The following is a 14369-nucleotide window of genomic DNA, read 5'->3' on the forward strand; positions in this document are numbered from 1 at the left end:
AACCCTACTATTTTTTTTAAGAAAATCATCAATTTAATTTATACAGCACTTCTTGCTCCTCCAAACAGGTTAAAAGCTCACTAGAAATTTGAACTTTTTGTTTTCTACTAACCAAATTCACTTTAATTTCTTCATCCATTTCATAAACCACAAAATTTAATGAATGATCGCCTCGATGCATATTAATGGTTTCTTTAAGCGTATAAATACCTTCCTCTTTTAGCTGATCTATATTTAGTTTAATGGTTAATTTTTTAGCATAGGTCTCCATTACCTCTTGCAATAACATAAAACTATTGAATTGCATTCTTGGATCTCCTTTTTTGCCAGTATCCCTATTTACCCAACCTTCCTTCACATATACTTTTACGTAAGCAAAAGAATTGATCATTAAAAAGTGTCTGAATTTTAGGTATTCTTCTCCAAAAATCCGGAATTCATAGGTATCTGTATAATCTTCCATAGTGAACGCCGCCCATCCTTTTCCATTTTTTGAAATACGATGTTGCACATCGGTAATTACACCTGCAAAGGACACTTCTCTATTTACAATGCTTTCTAAATCGTTTAAATGGGATAGTCCCGCATTACAGAACGACTTTATTTCCGATTTAAAATCATCCAAAGGATGCCCGGAAATATAAATCCCTACTACTTCTTTTTCACGACGAAGTTTTTCCATGGTTCCCCATTCTTCACAAGGTGGAACAATAGGCTCAGGAATTTGTACTTCGCTCGCTTCTCCAAAAAGACTTACCTGACTAGAATTTTCATTTTCTTGAAACTTAGCGCCATATTTTATTGCTTTTTCTAAAAAGGTAATTCCGTCTCCGTCATCATGAAAAAATTGTGCCCTATGCGTGCTTCCAAGAGAATCAAATCCGCCAGCAACTGCTAAATTTTCGAATGCCTTTTTATTTGCTGCTCGTAAATCTATTCGTTTAGATACATCGAAAACAGATTTAAAAGGACCGTCTTTTTTTCTATGCTCCACAATGGTTTCCACAGCAGCCCTACCAACCCCTTTTACAGCACCCATTCCAAAACGCACCGCACCAGCAGCATTAACAGCAAACTTATAATACGATTCGTTAACATCTGGACCCAATACTTCTAGACCCATACGTTTACACTCTTCCATGAAGAACGTTACTTGCTTAATATCATTCATATTATTACTCAAAACAGCGGCCATATATTCCGCTGGGTAATGTGCTTTTAAATATGCTGTTTGATAAGCAATATAGGCATAGCAAGTAGAGTGACTTTTATTAAATGCATAGGCGGCAAAAGCCTCCCAATCTTTCCAAATTTTCTCTAAAACCTCTCTAGGATGTCCGTTTTTCTCTCCACCATCTAAAAATTGAGGTTTTAATTTTTCCAGAAGCGCAAAAATCTTTTTTCCCATTGCTTTTCGCAAAACATCGGCATCACCTTTTGAAAAACTTGCCAAACGCTGCGACAAAAGCATCACTTGCTCTTGGTACACCGTAATTCCGTAAGTTTCTTTAAGATTATCCTCCATATCTGGAAGATCATATTTTATCTCTGCCAATCCATTTTTACGCTGAATAAAGTCAGGAATATATTCCATTGGACCCGGACGATACAAGGCATTCATCGCAATTAAATCATCGAAAACCGTTGGTTTAAGATCTTTTAAATGCTTTTGCATTCCAGGAGATTCGTACTGAAAAACCCCAACAGTTTCTCCTTTTTGGAATAATTCGTAAGTTTTTTCATCGTCTAAAGGAAAATCATCAGGTACTAATTCTATTCCATGCTTCGCTTTAACAATTTTTACAGTATCTTTTATTAATGTTAGGGTCTTTAATCCCAAGAAATCCATTTTTAAAAGACCTGCACTTTCCACAACTGAGTTATCAAATTGCGTAACATATAAATCAGAATCTTTCGCAGTAGCTACAGGAACGAAATTTGTTATATCATCAGGTGTAATAATCACCCCACAAGCATGAATACCTGTATTTCGAACAGAACCCTCCAACACCCGCGCCATTTTCAGGGTTTGCCCTTCTAAATTATCCCCTTCAGCGATATTCAGCAATTCATTAACTTTTTCTAAATCCTCAGCTCTAAATTTCTTTTTTAAATCGGCTTCAGAAACGCCAAAAATCTTACCTAATTTCGACATCGTCGGAATCAGTTTTGCAATCCTATCAGCATCACCTAATGGTAAATCGAGCACCCGCGCGGTATCGCGAATAGAAGATTTCGCCGCCATAGTACCATATGTAATAATCTGAGCTACTTGATTGGCTCCATATTTTTTAATTACATAATCCATAACACGACCACGGCCCTCGTCATCAAAATCAATATCAATATCGGGCATGGACACACGATCTGGATTCAAGAAACGCTCAAAAAGCAAATCGTATTTTAAAGGGTCTATATTGGTAATTTTTAGGCAGTATGCCACCACAGAACCTGCTGCAGAACCACGACCAGGACCCACAGAAACATCCATATTACGTGCCTCTCGGATAAAATCTTCTACAATTAAAAAGTATCCGGGATAACCAGAATTCTCTATCGTTTGTAGTTCAAAATCGATACGCTCACGTATTTCATCTGTAATTTCGCCATACCTTCTTTCTGCTCCTTGATACGTAATATGTCGTAAATAGGCATTCTCCCCTCTTTTACCGCCATCCGCTGCATCTTCAGCCACTTTAAAGGCTTCAGGAATATCAAATTTTGGTAATAATACATCACGCGCCAATTCAAACGGCTCAATTTTATCTACAACTTCTTGAATGTTTAAAATAGCCTCAGGAATATCCTTAAAGAGTTCTTTCATCTCTTCTTGAGATTTAAAATAATACTCTTGATTAGGCAATCCGTAACGATATCCGCGACCTCTACCAATTGGAGTTGCCTGCTTCTCGCCATCCTTTACACACAATAAAATATCATGCGCATCAGCATCTTCCTTAGCGCAGTAATAGGTGTTATTGGTTGCAACTAATTTTACATTGTGCTTTTTCGCGAACTCTAACAACACTTGATTTACTCGATTTTCGTCTTCTTGGTTGTGACGCATTATCTCTAAATACAAGTCATCGCCAAATTGCTCTTTCCACCAAAGCAAAGCCTCTTCAGCCTGATTTTCACCAACATTTAGCACTTTTCCCGGAACTTCACCATACAGGTTTCCAGTAAGCACAATAATATCTTCTTTATACTTTTCTATTAATTTACGATCTACTCTAGGCACATAATAAAAACCATCGGTATAGGCTATAGAGGAAAGTTTCGCTAGATTATGGTATCCTTTTTTATTTTTTGCCAGCAATACTATTTGGTAGCCGTAGTCTTTTACATTTTTATTGGTATGATCATCACATACAAAAAATTCGCAACCAATAATAGGTTTGATTTCTTTTTCGGTTGGTTCTTCTCCGTTTTCTAAAGCTTTAGCATTTCGCTCTTTAACGCTACTATTATTTGCTTTGATTGCTTTTACAAAATGAAAAGCCCCCATCATATTCGCATGATCTGTAATCGCAACCGCTGGCATTTTAGCATCGGCGGCAGCTTTCACCAAATCAGCAACAGCAATAGTAGATTGTAAAACCGAAAACTGACTATGATTATGCAAATGAGCAAATTCAGCATCCGCTAGTGTTTTTACATTTTCTTTAATTTCAGCTTGAGAAACACCACCGGTATCTTTTTCCCAAAGGGCATCTGCTATTTTTTTTGATGCTTTTTTTAAATTAATGTGCTTTAAACCAATTAATTGTATTTCCTGAGGATTAGCTTCAGAGAAATTCTTAAAGTAATCCGGTTGAACATCTAATTGCTCTGAAGAATATTGTTGCTTACGCACTAACTCTAAAAAACAACGTGTAGTTGCCTCCACATCGGCCGTTGCATTATGCGCTTCTCCAAAAGGCTCACCAAATAAATATTGATGCAATTCTGTTAGTGTTGGCAATTTAAACTTACCACCACGACCCCCTGGAATTTGACAAAGTTCAGCAGTGTGCTCTGTACAAGTATCTAAAACTGGCAATTCCTGTAACGGATTTTCCACTCCCAAACGGTGGAATTCTGCACCCATGATGTTTAAATCAAAACCCACATTCTGACCAACAATAAACTTTGTTTTGGCCATGGCCTGATTAAACTTTTCTAAAACAACCGCAAGCGGCACCCCTTTTTGCTCCGCCAAAGCAGTAGAAATTCCATGTATTTTTTCCGCATCAAAAGGAATATTAAAACCATCTGGCTGTACCAAATAATCTTGATGCTCTATTAAATTACCCATAGCATCATGCAATTGCCATGCTATTTGAATGCAACGTGGCCAGTTATCCGTATCGGTAAATGGCACATCCCAACGTTTAGGTAATCCAGTAGTTTCTGTATCGAAAATTAGGTACATAAATTAGCGTTTTCTTTATAAAAAAAGTAGTTTGTAAAAATACTAAAAACCCAACTTTTGAAATAGGATAGTTGTAATGAGTTATTAACTTAACAAAAGAGTTAGAAAAATAAAAACCATAGAAATTGTATGGTTTTTATGTAGTCCATTCGTTTTTTTGTTTTTGTATTTTTCCGAAAGTTCTTACAAAAAAACCTCTGGCTGATTTGTATAGTGACTAAAATCTCTTAAAAAATTAACCCTAAAAAAATAATGCTTATGACATAGACAAAAGCACCGAACCAGAGGAATGTAGTACAAATGTAATATGCCTCGTAGAACAAAAAAAATATTTAACAAAAAGCAAAAAACTTAAGATTATGAAATATATTTTTACCGTGGCTTTATTATTGGTTTTTATTGGCTGCAATAAGGAGACCACAACTATTTTAGAACCAAACGCAGTAGATTTGTCGCTTAGCTTTGAAGAACAAATGCTACAAGTGCCAAATAACACTCTTGAAAGCAAAGAAATCATAACTGCCTATTCCGAAATTATGAAAGAGGTATTGCACATGGCTCAAGATCAATAATTTAAAATGTTTATGTATGAAAGTGCCGAGCAACTAAGTAATGAAGGAGGAGATTATGTAGTATATTTAGACAATGTTACTCGTAAATTTAAATCTAGTGCTAAATTTGCTAAATCAACATCTAAATTGGAAGTACTTTCTGCAAAAGTTCAAAGTTTAAATAATGGAAAAAAACCAATGGTTTTTTTCCCAAAAGCAGAAACTTTAGAAGACAATTTAAAAACAAAAAAAGGCTTTAGTGTTGCAAAAGAATTATTAGAACCTATTGCGGTTTTAAAAGGTGCTTACTATGACGATTACTCCGCCCCTGGATACACCTTAAATAGTTCTGGAAATTTAGTTTACAACAGAAACATAACAGAAGAATTTGCATGGGAAAATGATGTATATGTAATTGGCGAAGAAGAGCTAATTGATTGTTCTGAGTGTATTCAAGCAGTTGACCCAGTCCCTAATCCAATTCCAATAAATTCTGATTTAAGAATTGATGGTAGGACCGAAAATGGAGGTAAAATTCAAATTCTAGACTTAAACGATGTTGAACACTGGTTTTCAGGAAAATTAGAATTACGCATGATAGTAACTGGCGTCAAAAGTGGAGCAACAGTTTTAAGAGACATTCCTTTTCAAAAAACTAAACGGAAACATTTTAAAGATAAAAAGTGGTTTGATTACGGCACTTTTTTATTCAATTGGAATTTATCCGTTTTAGGTGATTACAATATTGAGAAATGGATTGAGCGTGATGGCGGGCCTAAAGGGACTTTCTCTATTACAATGCCATCAACAGCATACAAACCAGCAACATCAACAACTCCAGAAATCAACGCATTTCCTGGAGCCACTTTAACATTGAATATCCAAAAGGATGATGATGATTTGGGCTCTAGCCTTATACAATTTACTGATAATATCAGTCAAGAATATCCACTTGGCAGAGCAAATATTTTAAGACAATAACTAATAAACGGCAGCCTCTAAAAAAGGTTGCCGTTTTAATTCAAAAAAAAATGCCCTATAAATTATTATTAATTTTAATGTTTTTATTAAGCTACATTAATGTGTTTTCTCAAAATTCAAATAACTCCTATTTAGAATTAAATTTTGCAAAAGGAGTTCATGGTAGTGGCGACATTACTGGATTTCAATATGGAATTTTATTTGCACAATCTTTTTCAAAAAAATTGGATTGGACTCTGTCTTTTGAAGGTTCTTTACATGACGAACCAGACACACCTCTTTTTTATTCAGACGAGTGGGATCCATTATACAATAGCACCTTACACAATGTAACATCAGGCCTACAATTAGGCGCAGGTGTACGATTCAACATTGCTCACACTAGGTGGCATTTATTTGGATTTGGCTTATCTAGTATTTTTAGATACCAAGTTACCTCTCTTCCAGATGTAACAATAGTTGAATACCCTGCAATAACAGGTTTACCTTATCCTGTAAGAGTTTTTATTACCGAAAGTCCCTATAGAACTTTTGCCGTTGGAGGTTCTTTGAAATTATATTATGGTTACAAGGTATCCGATAAATATACTATCGGAACAGGGGGTTCTTTTCAAATAGACACCAATGGAGATACAATTGGCTCTTATTTTATTTCAGTTAGTAGAAAATTCTAATATTGAATTGCTTGAAATCAAAAAAAGAGTATATTTGCACCCGCTTAAGTATAAGTGAGTTTTGGATTTCTGTCATTACGGAAATGAAAACAAAAATTTAGAATTAATAATCAAGGGTCGGGCACCCTACAAATTAATGTGATATGCCAGTAAAAATTAGATTACAAAGACACGGTAAAAAAGGAAAACCATTCTATTGGGTAGTTGCTGCAGATGCAAGAGCTAAAAGAGATGGTAAATTCTTAGAAAAATTAGGAACCTACAATCCTAACACCAACCCAGCAACAATTGATATTAATGTTGATAACACAGTAACTTGGTTACAGAATGGTGCACAACCAACTGAAACTGCAAGTCGTTTATTATCATACAAAGGAATACTATTAAAGCACCATTTATTAGGTGGTGTTCGTAAAGGAGCTTTAACTGAAGAGCAAGCCGAAGCAAAATTTAATGCTTGGTTAGAAGAAAAAGCACAAATAGTAAATTCTAAATTAAGCACTCTTGATAAAGCAAAAGCTGAGGCTAAAGCTTTAGCACTAAAAGCTGAAAAAGAAGTAAATGCTAAACGTATTGCTGATGCTGCCGCTGCCGCTGCTCCTGAAGTAGAAGAAGTAGCTGAAGAAGCTGCTCCTGAAGTAGTTGCAGAAGACACTGCTCCAGCAGCTGAAGAAGCTCCAGCAGCTGATACAGAAACAAAAGAGTAATTATTTTTAAAACGATATGCTAAAGTCAGATTGTTTCTACTTAGGTAAAATCGTTTCAAAATATAGCTTTAAGGGTGAGGTGCTAATAAAATTAGATACCGATGAGCCCGAAGAATACGAAAACTTGGAATCAGTATTTATTTCTTTAGGAAATAATCTGGTTCCATTTTTTATTAAAAAATCTAGCCTTCATAAATCAACACTACTTCGTGTTCGTTTTGAAGAAATTGCTGATGAATCTGATGCCGACCGCATAATGGGTTCAGAAATTTATTTGCCGCTTACCATGTTACCCAAGCTTACTGGCAATAAATTTTATTTTCATGAGGTAATTGGTTTTACACTTATCGATAGTGTTCATGGCGATATAGGCATTATAGAAAGTGTAAACGACACTACATCGCAAGCGCTATTTGAAGTTTTAAAGGATGGCACGCAATTATTGATACCCATCAATGATGAAATCATTACCAAAGTAGATCGTGATAATAAAACTATTTACGTTACTACCCCTTTAGGTTTGGTAGATTTGTATTTGAATAATTAATCATGAAGCCCTTCAAATTCAAACAATTCTCCATAAACCAAGATAAATGTGCCATGAAAATAGGTACAGATGGTGTTTTATTAGGCGCTTGGGCTTCAGTACATGAAAATACGTATTCCATACTTGATATTGGCGCAGGAACTGGAGTTATTGCCTTAATGCTTGCGCAACGAAGTAATGCGGAAAATATTGAAGCAATAGAATTGGATGATGATGCTTTTGAACAATGCATAGAAAATTTTGAAGCATCGGATTGGGCGGATCGTTTGTTTTGTTTTCATGCTGGTTTTGATGAATTTGTTGATGAATATACTAGTGAAGAACCTGATGAAATGGAGCTGTACGATTTAATTGTTTCTAACCCTCCGTTTTATACAGAAGAAGTTTCTAGTGGCGATTTAGCACGTGATAATGCGCGCCAAAACACTTCCCTCCCATTTGATGAATTAGTTTCTGGCGTAGCCAAGTTATTAGCAAAACAAGGTAGCTTCGCTACTATAATTCCGTTTAAAGAAGAAAAGCAATTTATACAATTAGCACATAAAAACCAGCTCTACCCAAATCGCATCACAAGAGTACGAGGTTCCGCTAATACAGAAATAAAGCGAAGTCTTTTAGAATTCACTTTTGTAAAAAAAGAAATTACAAGCACTGAGTTGGTCATAGAAAAGGAACGCAATATGTACACTCAAGACTACATAAATCTTACCAAAGACTTCTATCTTAAAATGTAACATTAGGTCGTTGTAATGTTATAAATCTTTATATATCTTTGATAAAAACAGATATATATGCGACCAGATTTATTTGAAGCTCCTGATTACTACAACATTGATGATCTTTTAAGTGAAGAACATAAACTGGTACGCGATGCTGCCCGCCAATGGGTAAAGCGATCTGTTTCTCCAATCATTGAAGAGTATGCGCAAAAAGCTGAATTTCCTACAGAAATCATTGGAGGTTTAGCAGAAATAGGTGCATTTGGACCTTACATTCCAGAACAGTATGGTGGCGCGGGATTAGACCAGATTAGCTATGGGTTAATCATGCAAGAAATTGAACGTGGAGATAGTGGTGTTCGCTCTACGGCATCGGTACAATCTTCATTAGTAATGTATCCTATCTACACCTATGGTAATGAAGCGCAACGTAAAAAATACTTACCTAAATTAGCATCAGGAGAATTTATGGGATGCTTTGGTCTAACTGAACCAAATCACGGATCTAATCCGAGTGGTATGGAAACCAAGTATAAAGACATGGGCGACCATTACCTTTTAAACGGGGCTAAACTCTGGATCTCCAATTCGCCATTTGCAGATATTGCCGTTGTTTGGGCAAAAAATGAAGAAGGTAGAATTCACGGATTAATTGTTGAACGTGGTATGGAAGGGTTTACTACTCCAGAAACGCACAACAAATGGTCGTTACGAGCATCCGCTACAGGAGAATTAATATTTGACAATGTAAAAGTGCCCAAAGAAAATATATTACTGGGTAAAACTGGACTTGGTGCGCCACTTGGGTGCTTAGATTCTGCACGATACGGTATTGCATGGGGTGCAATAGGCGCTGCCATGGATTGTTATGATACCGCCCTACGTTATGCCAAAGAACGCATTCAGTTTGGAAAGCCTATTGCCGCTACACAACTACAGCAAAAGAAACTGGCCGAAATGATTACCGAAATCACAAAAGCACAATTACTAGCATTTCGCTTAGGCCAACTTAAAAATGAAGGCAGAGCCACAACAGCTCAAATTTCTATGGCCAAACGTAATAATGTTGAAATGGCTATCAAAATAGCACGAGAGGCAAGACAGGTACTTGGTGGCATGGGAATTACAGGTGAATATAGCATTATGCGCCACATGATGAATCTTGAAAGTGTTATTACTTATGAAGGCACACATGATATTCATTTATTAATTACTGGCGCAGATATAACGGGGTATCCAGCCTTCCAATAAGTTGCGCTACACCTTTAACAAAAACTTAGTACACTTCAAAAATCAAGAGGGTAATTTTGTGCGTATATTATTTAGAACTAAAAATTAAACCTATATGAAAGCAATAAAATATATTACAATTTTTACGATGCTTTTTGTTTTTGCAGGACAGGCACAAACAGTAAAAGATCAAAAGATAATTGATGACGCAGCAGAAGCAAAAGTAATGTTATTAAAAGCAGATGAAGGCCTAAAAACCTTCTTTGATGAATCTGCAGGATATGTTATTTTTCCGAATGTTGGTAAAGGCGGATTTATAGTTGGAGCCGCTTCTGGAAACGGCGTAGTTTTCGAGGGTGGAAAAAAAGTTGGCATGGCAGATCTGAAAAAACTTAACATTGGTTTTCAAGCTGGGGGCCAAGCTATTATTGAAGTCATTTTTTTTGAAACCAAAAACGCTCTGAATGACTTTAAGGAAGGTAAATTTTCTTTTGCCGCAGAGGCCTCTGCGGTTGCAGTACGCTCTGGCTTAGCTTTTAATGCCAAATATAAAGATGGTGTGGCCGTATTTGCTTTACCTAAAGCAGGTTTAATGGCTGATGCATCGGTAGGTGGCCAAAAATTTAAATACCACTCATTTGAATAATTTTGAGTAGTTGAGTTAAATTATTTTAGGGAGCCGATTGGCTCCCTTTTAATTTACATAGGCTTCACCCAATCTTTCTTAGCAAAAATAGGATTGAAAATAATATTTTGATAATTTACTTCAATAGTTCCAGTACTAGATTCTGTGGTTTCGGTAAATGGCAATAAAATAGTATTCTGCTTTTTTAAGTTTGAATAATATGTAATTTCGTTTTCACCATTTTTTAGTATAAAATTTCCAATTAAAGAATTTTCTTTTTTGTTGATGATGTACCCCATGGTATTATTATCAATAAGAACACTAACTAATATAATCCCGTCTTCGGTTTCACGAATATCAAGAATTTTAGTTTGCTCTAGAACAGATTCTTTTAATCCAAATACACCGCTGATAAAACTTTGTCGCAATTCGTTAATTCTTGCAGTATCAAGTTCTCTTAATGCCCCATTTTGATATACCCAACCTTGTTTGTCTTGTATTTGCTCAACATATGCAAAACTAGGTTCTAAGGATTCTAATCGTAGCAATTTGCTTTCATAATCCATCAATAACTTAAAACGCAAACCAGAAACGGTAAATGTTGCTTGTACTGTATTTATTTTATCAATTTCTAAACCTCCATGGGTTTGCTTCACCGCATTTAAAAATGTAAAACCTGATGATTTTAATGTTTCAGCCAAATTATCGTCGGACTTAGCTACAACTTCATTTGATGCTGTTGTATCTTCGGAGGTACTATCTTCATCACCATAGAAAAATATTGATCCATCGATAGCTACTAAAAATTCTTTCTCACCATTATTTTGGTAAAAAAAACTATGTTTTTCAATGGTTCCATCATCATTCGTTAAGGTTAAAAGTCCGTTTTCTATAGTATATTTTCCTCTAGCCGCACTATCGCTACTAGAACCACCTCCAATATTATCACCACTAACCATTACACCTCCAGAACTACTTCTATCAAAAGTACCATCATCATAAAAGTTATAACCTTCATGATGTTGTGTGCCTACATAAATCATTCCTGTTCCCATACCTCCAGAACTACTAGCGCTAGAAAATCTATAATAACCAGCTGGCACTTTATTCCCAACTTCCATCTTAACCATTTGGGCGCCGCCGTAATAAATAAATTCATACCCTTCTGTATCCTTCTCAAAAGTTATGGTGTCGTTTTCAATAGATTTATCAAGATATTCCAAAAAATACCCTTCTTTTATTTTTCTGTAGTTTCCTGTTATTTTAGTTTGCCAATCTGGTTCTTCTAAATCTTCACAAAACGTGCCATCAGGTCGAAGTAAAACAACAAGATCATAACTTCCCATATTCATTCCCCAAGTAAAACTTCTTCCCGCATAAACTAAAGTTTCTTTGGCCTGACCAAAAATCATTGTCGAAATAAGCATACTACAGAGTAGTGAACCTAATTTAAATCTGGTGTTCATATTTTACATTTTATGGTATTCGTTAAACTTTTTCAATAGTAACAATAACCGATTTGCTAATCGGCGTATAACTACGCTCTGCAAAATGGTTGTACGGTACTAATACATTTGTCTCAGGATAGTATGCTGCAATATCTCCTTTAGGTATGGCATAAGGCACTACTTTAAAATTAAAAGCTACACGTACCGTATCATCATAATTACTTCTGATATTTATAACCTCAAGCTTTTTTAACCCATGAGATTTCATATCTTCTTCATTCATAAAAACAACCCGTCGCTCATTATAAACGCCTCTATAACGATCGTCTAAGCCGTAAATGGTGGTATTAAACTGATCATGTGAGCGTATGGTCATCAACATATACTCATTTTTCTTTAACTGATGATTTGGCAGTTTATTTATGGTTAGTTGTGCTTTTCCGTTAGGGAGCATACTAAAATCTAAATTACGCACATTGTTAGGCAAATAATATCCAACTCCTTTAGATTGCTCATTAGTTTTTTCAAACCCTTTTACCACCTTATCCATTTTATCGCGAATTAAATTGTAGTCTGCCCCTAAAGCCTTCCAATCCATAGGGTGATTACCTTTAAAATAAGTATCTGCCAACTCAGCAATGATATCAGGTTCACTTTTAATATTGTCGGAAGTAGGCTTTAACAATCCTTTAGATTGGCGCACTCTACCCATACTATTCTCTACTGTAATAAATCGGAGCTTTCCATCTTTCATATCTTTTTCAGAACGACCATAAGTTGGTAATATCAAAGCTGTCTTGCCCGTTACCAAATGACTTCGATTTAATTTGGTGCTGACTTGAACGGTTAAATTACAATTCTGAATTGCTTTTGCTGTATATGCTGTATCCGAAGCTGCCATTAAAAAATTTCCACCTAAACACATAAATACTTTGGCTTCACCATCATGCATAGCTTTCATTGAGGCAACCACATCTAGCCCTTCTTGGTCTGGAGGTGTAAAACCTAAATGTGTTTTTATTCTTTGGTTCAAACCTTTATCAACAAAATGCATAATACCAACACTTCGATCCCCTTGTACATTAGAATGGCCCCGCACTGGGCATGTTCCCGCATTAGGCTTACCTATAGCGCCTTTTAGTAATAAAAGATTAATAAACTCGCGTATGGTTTCTACGCCATTTTTATGCTGGGTTAAGCCCATAGCCCAACAAACGACTATTTTAGATTTTTTAGCAAGAAGTGCTACGGTAGCATCTATCAATGCTTCTTGAACACCGGTGCGCTTAATTAAATCATTTACATCATAATTTTGAATATCTGCGAGTAAAGCTTCATAGCCTTGGGAGTAGGTTTTAATAAATTGATGATCAAAAACTGAATTATCTAATTGATCAAGATCTGCTAATTTTTTAATTATCGCCTTCATTAAAGGTATATCTTGATTGATACGCACAGGCAAATGTAAATCTGCAATATCCACTGCTGGACCAATCCAACCTTTTACGTGCTGGGGATTTTTAAAATTCACCAAACCCGATTCTTCCAGTGGGTTTATACTAATTATCTTTCCACCATTAGCCTTGCATTTTTCTAAAGCCGAAAGCATTCTTGGATGATTTGTTCCGGGATTTTGACCCGCAACAATAACCACCTCAGCTTCATATAAATCTTCTAATTTAATAGATCCCTTACCTATACCAAGAGTTTCTCCCAAGGCAACACCACTAGATTCATGGCACATATTGGAACAATCGGGCATATTATTAGTGCCTATTGCTCTAGCAAACATTCCATACAAAAAAGCAGCTTCATTACTTGATCTTCCTGAGGTGTAAAAAATAGCTTCGTTAGGAGATGCTAAAGATGCCAATTCCCGAGAAATTAATTTATAAGCATCTTCCCAACTTATCGCTTTATAATGAATGCTATCTGGTAATAAAACTAAGGGTTCTGTTAATCTGCCAAATTTATTTAACTCATAATCGGTGAGTTGCGATAAATCTTCAATGGAGTTTTTCTCAAAAAAAGAAGCATCGATTTTATTAGTAGTAGCTTCATCCGCCAATGCTTTTGCGCCATTCTCGCAGTATTCTGCAAACTTAGATGCTTTTTCTGGGTCTGGCCATGCACAACTCGGACATTCGAATCCGTCTTCTTGGTTCATTTTTAGAAGTGCTTGCATAGATCTTAAAACACCCATTTCTTTAAATCCATGTCGCAATGCTTCTTTAACTCCTAAAGCTCCAGCGGCAATCGTCACAGGTTTCTCCACTCTTATTGCTGAAAATTCTTGACTTCCGGATATAGAAACATTTCGTTTAAATACTTCTTTCATTCTTTAATTTTAATATTGTTTGATGATTTTAAACACTTTAAAGTTAGCTTTTATTTTTTTCTAAACTCTTAGTTATTTAGATCTGAACAACAGTATTGACAAATTAAATTTCATGAAATTATAGTACTTTTAAGG

Annotated in this window: 11 protein-coding genes; 8 read left to right on the plus strand and 3 right to left on the minus strand. The window is 35.6% G+C overall.

Annotated elements, in window-relative coordinates; translation table 11 throughout:
• Window positions 1–28: 28 nt before the first annotated feature.
• On the minus strand, window positions 29–4414 hold the full coding sequence (dnaE, locus tag B8963_RS02310; protein ID WP_084059787.1) for a DNA polymerase III subunit alpha: 4386 nt from the start codon (window positions 4412–4414) through the stop codon (window positions 29–31).
• A 359-nt stretch (window positions 4415–4773) separates the two neighbouring features.
• On the opposite strand from dnaE, the gene B8963_RS02315 reads away from it, so the two are divergent.
• From B8963_RS02315 to B8963_RS02350, 8 genes are all read left to right on the plus strand, one after another.
• Complete coding sequence (locus tag B8963_RS02315) at window positions 4774–4986, plus strand: hypothetical protein (protein WP_084059788.1); 213 nt, start codon at window positions 4774–4776, stop codon at window positions 4984–4986.
• A gap of 12 nt (window positions 4987–4998) precedes the next feature.
• Window positions 4999–5946: a hypothetical protein gene (locus B8963_RS02320; RefSeq protein WP_143312447.1), complete on the plus strand. Its 948-nt coding sequence runs from the start codon at window positions 4999–5001 to the stop codon at window positions 5944–5946.
• 50 nt (window positions 5947–5996) lie between these two features.
• Window positions 5997–6620, plus strand: a complete 624-nt coding sequence (locus tag B8963_RS02325) for a hypothetical protein (RefSeq protein WP_084059790.1) — start codon at window positions 5997–5999, stop codon at window positions 6618–6620.
• 143 nt (window positions 6621–6763) lie between these two features.
• Window positions 6764–7327 carry a 30S ribosomal protein S16 gene (locus B8963_RS02330; RefSeq protein WP_084059791.1) on the plus strand — a complete coding sequence of 188 codons (564 nt, stop codon included), beginning with the start codon at window positions 6764–6766 and terminating at the stop codon, window positions 7325–7327.
• 16 nt (window positions 7328–7343) lie between these two features.
• Window positions 7344–7874: a ribosome maturation factor RimM gene (gene rimM, locus B8963_RS02335; RefSeq protein ID WP_084059792.1), complete on the plus strand. Its 531-nt coding sequence runs from the start codon at window positions 7344–7346 to the stop codon at window positions 7872–7874.
• Window positions 7874–8608, plus strand: a complete 735-nt coding sequence (locus B8963_RS02340; protein ID WP_200810820.1) for a tRNA1(Val) (adenine(37)-N6)-methyltransferase — start codon at window positions 7874–7876, stop codon at window positions 8606–8608. Before rimM ends, B8963_RS02340 begins: the two co-directional genes overlap by 1 nt.
• A 57-nt stretch (window positions 8609–8665) precedes the next feature.
• Window positions 8666–9844 carry an acyl-CoA dehydrogenase family protein gene (locus B8963_RS02345; RefSeq protein WP_084059794.1) on the plus strand — a complete coding sequence of 393 codons (1179 nt, stop codon included), beginning with the start codon at window positions 8666–8668 and terminating at the stop codon, window positions 9842–9844.
• Between the two features lie 94 nt (window positions 9845–9938).
• Entirely contained in the window at window positions 9939–10469 is a 531-nt protein-coding gene (locus B8963_RS02350) for a lipid-binding SYLF domain-containing protein (RefSeq protein WP_084059795.1), read from the plus strand.
• Between the two features lie 53 nt (window positions 10470–10522).
• On the opposite strand, the gene B8963_RS02355 is transcribed toward B8963_RS02350, so the two are convergent.
• Both B8963_RS02355 and B8963_RS02360 read right to left on the minus strand, forming a co-directional pair.
• Complete coding sequence (locus tag B8963_RS02355) at window positions 10523–11914, minus strand: hypothetical protein (RefSeq protein WP_143312449.1); 1392 nt, start codon at window positions 11912–11914, stop codon at window positions 10523–10525.
• Between the two features lie 22 nt (window positions 11915–11936).
• A complete protein-coding gene (locus tag B8963_RS02360; protein WP_084059797.1) occupies window positions 11937–14234 on the minus strand; it encodes an FdhF/YdeP family oxidoreductase in 2298 nt (765 codons plus the stop codon).
• Window positions 14235–14369 lie beyond the last annotated feature (135 nt).

Origin of the sequence: Cellulophaga tyrosinoxydans, assembly GCF_900176415.1 — a bacterium.
In the GTDB taxonomy this organism is placed as follows: Bacteria; Bacteroidota; Bacteroidia; order Flavobacteriales; family Flavobacteriaceae; genus Cellulophaga; species Cellulophaga tyrosinoxydans.

What these genes read in the sequence shown, in the direction of transcription:
- dnaE (WP_084059787.1), bottom strand. Translation starts at nt 4,414, where the DNA reads ATGTACCTAATTTTCGATACAGAAACTACTGGATTACCTAAACGTTGG.
- B8963_RS02315 (WP_084059788.1), top strand. Translation starts at nt 4,774, where the DNA reads ATGAAATATATTTTTACCGTGGCTTTATTATTGGTTTTTATTGGCTGC.
- B8963_RS02320 (WP_143312447.1), top strand. Translation starts at nt 4,999, where the DNA reads ATGTATGAAAGTGCCGAGCAACTAAGTAATGAAGGAGGAGATTATGTA.
- B8963_RS02325 (WP_084059790.1), top strand. Translation starts at nt 5,997, where the DNA reads ATGCCCTATAAATTATTATTAATTTTAATGTTTTTATTAAGCTACATT.
- B8963_RS02330 (WP_084059791.1), top strand. Translation starts at nt 6,764, where the DNA reads ATGCCAGTAAAAATTAGATTACAAAGACACGGTAAAAAAGGAAAACCA.
- rimM (WP_084059792.1), top strand. Translation starts at nt 7,344, where the DNA reads ATGCTAAAGTCAGATTGTTTCTACTTAGGTAAAATCGTTTCAAAATAT.
- B8963_RS02345 (WP_084059794.1), top strand. Translation starts at nt 8,666, where the DNA reads ATGCGACCAGATTTATTTGAAGCTCCTGATTACTACAACATTGATGAT.
- B8963_RS02350 (WP_084059795.1), top strand. Translation starts at nt 9,939, where the DNA reads ATGAAAGCAATAAAATATATTACAATTTTTACGATGCTTTTTGTTTTT.
- B8963_RS02355 (WP_143312449.1), bottom strand. Translation starts at nt 11,914, where the DNA reads ATGAACACCAGATTTAAATTAGGTTCACTACTCTGTAGTATGCTTATT.
- B8963_RS02360 (WP_084059797.1), bottom strand. Translation starts at nt 14,234, where the DNA reads ATGAAAGAAGTATTTAAACGAAATGTTTCTATATCCGGAAGTCAAGAA.